Origin of the sequence: Campylobacter sp. BCW_4338 (genome assembly GCF_001763255.1) — a bacterium.
Lineage (GTDB): Bacteria > Campylobacterota > Campylobacteria > Campylobacterales > Campylobacteraceae > Campylobacter_D > Campylobacter_D jejuni.
On the sequence record NZ_MJYJ01000064.1, the window covers coordinates 1 to 2,382 of the forward strand.

At 27.0% G+C, this 2,382-nt stretch carries 4 protein-coding genes; all 4 read left to right on the forward strand.

Annotation, left to right across the window (positions count from 1 at the left end; translation table 11 throughout):
- Window positions 1–224: 224 nt before the first annotated feature.
- The 4 genes from AJN69_RS08305 to AJN69_RS10445 all read left to right on the forward strand — a co-directional run bounded on the left by AJN69_RS08305 (window position 225) and on the right by AJN69_RS10445 (window position 2,375).
- Window positions 225–1,412 carry a hypothetical protein gene (locus tag AJN69_RS08305; protein ID WP_070288017.1) on the forward strand — a complete coding sequence of 396 codons (1,188 nt, stop codon included), beginning with the start codon at window positions 225–227 and terminating at the stop codon, window positions 1,410–1,412.
- A gap of 110 nt (window positions 1,413–1,522) precedes the next feature.
- The gene (locus tag AJN69_RS08310) at window positions 1,523–1,753 is read left to right on the forward strand and encodes a hypothetical protein (protein WP_070288015.1); all 231 of its coding nucleotides are present in this window, start codon (window positions 1,523–1,525) and stop codon (window positions 1,751–1,753) included.
- The gene (locus AJN69_RS08315) at window positions 1,754–2,257 is read left to right on the forward strand and encodes a hypothetical protein (protein WP_070274789.1); all 504 of its coding nucleotides are present in this window, start codon (window positions 1,754–1,756) and stop codon (window positions 2,255–2,257) included.
- On the forward strand, window positions 2,244–2,375 hold the full coding sequence (locus AJN69_RS10445) for a hypothetical protein (protein ID WP_016818322.1): 132 nt from the start codon (window positions 2,244–2,246) through the stop codon (window positions 2,373–2,375). Before AJN69_RS08315 ends, AJN69_RS10445 begins: the two co-directional genes overlap by 14 nt.
- Window positions 2,376–2,382: the final 7 nt, after the last annotated feature.

The window sequence follows — 2,382 nt, forward strand, 5'->3', positions numbered from 1 at the left end:
TTAGATCAAGATAATACTATAAAACAAGATACACCTAGTTATTATTTTTCTCCTAAAGATGAATTCAAATGCAAATCATAAAGGATAAAATAATATATGAAAACAAGCCAAATATATGAAACTTTATAAATATGCTAGAATGTGCTGGACTAGGTATTCTATAAATTTAAATGAGAACATGCTTAAGGAATTTCTAAAAAATATAAAAACAATAGGATGAAATAATGGATGAAGAACTTTTTTGGGAAAACATTGTTCCAGTAGGACATATTAATGAAGAAACTTTAAAGAGCCAAATTTATATTAATAATATAAATTTTAGCACTTTGCAATATGATGAAACAGTTTTACCTACAGAATTAGAGTGTTGTTATAATGAATTTAAATACTATCAAAAAAGCAATAATGAAATAGCAACACTAGGTTGGGCTATTAGCTATCAACTTCAAGTATTGTGGCAAAATAGCCCTAAGATAGATACAATACAAAATTATCATCTCCCCGTAAAACAAAATAAACCTAATAATCCCCAAGCAGAACAAAGACTAAAAGAAATACAAAATTTCTTACAAAGTAAAGGTATAGAACCCCTTATTTTACATTATACCCCTTATCCAAACAACACACAAACCCAAGAGATGAAAAGACTAAGGCAAAATTCAGAGCGTTTTTCTCGCCATATAGATAATAAAACAAATGAAGTAAGAGAAGAAAGGCGTTCTATTAAATTTTACACTACGCTAGATTGGGATAAGTTTTATTCTCATTTTCCTATAATAAAAAGACTAAGTAAAAAATTTCATACAAAAGAAGACATATACACTCAAAATTTTACAAAGCAAATAGAAATAATCTTACAAAAAACTCATAATATTTTGATATTAAAAAATTTGCCTCAAGGAGAATATAAATTTGATTTTGCTATCGATATAAAAGAAAATCGAAGCGATAAAAATGAAGAATCTTATATCATCATTAAAGAAAATGATGAAATTTCAAAAGATTATAAACGCATTTTAGACTGTAAGCCCTATGAGCTTGATACTTTAAATTGTCAATATATAGGTGTGGGTGATGATGAGTTTTTCAGACAAATTCGGGAAAATTTACAAGTAAATATCGCAAAGCAATTTGATACAGAATTTTCTCTTACTTGGTTTATTAAAACATATTTAAGAACGCAACCATTGACAATGAGCACTATGTTAGGTTATGATACATCGGAGATTGGGGAACAAACTTATGATGAACTCATGCAAGATCTATCTCTTTATGCTTGTAGTGGTAAATTTTCTTTTAATTTTGTTCCTTCGAAATTAAGCATTAAAAAAGAAATTCAAGGAGATAGAGAAAAGGTATCATACCGCGTTGATGAAATGCTTGTTTATGTTTATGATAGCTTTGATTTTTAGATCAAGGACATGAATTTGATGATAAGGGAAATTTTATCAAGCTAGGACAACCTGTTGGAGCTTGGGATTTTAATGAAAAGAGTTTTAGTATTTGGGGTTCTACAAGACAGATGGAAACTTATAAACCAAAGAAATATTTATTTTTTATACCACAAATAACCTTTGCTGATATTCTACAATCCCCAAAAACCAAGCAATACTATCTTTACAATCAAGATTACCAAGACTATCAAAAATTCACTCCTTATGGTTTGGACTTTAAACTTTATAGTAAGGATTTTATCGCTAAACTTGATTTTAAAGATAAAGCTTATAATGTGCTTTATAATACAGGAGTTTAAATGGGAGAAGATATTACATTTTCTATTTTTTGGGGTTTATTTGGATTTATTCTTGCTTTTACTAATATAAAATTTTATCTTACAACTTTAAGTGTTCTTATTGCCTTTTCTATTTTAAATTATTGGATGAGAATTAACATAAAAGAATTTGTAAAATCTTATTTTTTAGTATATTTTATTATCTTTTTTATGGCTATTGTTATCATATTTTATCTTACCTATGGTATTGAAACTTCTAGGGATCTTGCATTACTTAGCTCTCTAGAAGCTAAAGAATTGTCACCGCAAGAATATAAAGCATATAATTATTTTGGATTTTTGACTTGTATAACTATGTTTTTTTTTACAATCACATTTTTTATACTTCCTTGTTTATTGCAAGCTTATTTATTTAAATGTTATAGCACAGAAGAAAAACGCAAAAAATTAAGTTGGTTTATAGGGTTTTTATGCAATATTATTATATTAATTGCAAGTGTGTATGTGGTATATGAAAATCTTTAAAGACTATCAAAAATTCACTCCTTATGGTTTGGATTTTAGACTTTATAGTAAAGATTTTATCACTAAACTTGATTTTAAAGATAAAGCTTATAATGTGCTTTATAATACAGGAGTTTAAATGGGAG

Excerpts from the sequence above, each read along its gene's own strand:
- AJN69_RS08305 (WP_070288017.1), top strand. The coding sequence starts at position 225 with ATGGATGAAGAACTTTTTTGGGAAAACATTGTTCCAGTAGGACATATT.
- AJN69_RS08310 (WP_070288015.1), top strand. The coding sequence starts at position 1,523 with ATGGAAACTTATAAACCAAAGAAATATTTATTTTTTATACCACAAATA.
- AJN69_RS08315 (WP_070274789.1), top strand. The coding sequence starts at position 1,754 with ATGGGAGAAGATATTACATTTTCTATTTTTTGGGGTTTATTTGGATTT.
- AJN69_RS10445 (WP_016818322.1), top strand. The coding sequence starts at position 2,244 with ATGAAAATCTTTAAAGACTATCAAAAATTCACTCCTTATGGTTTGGAT.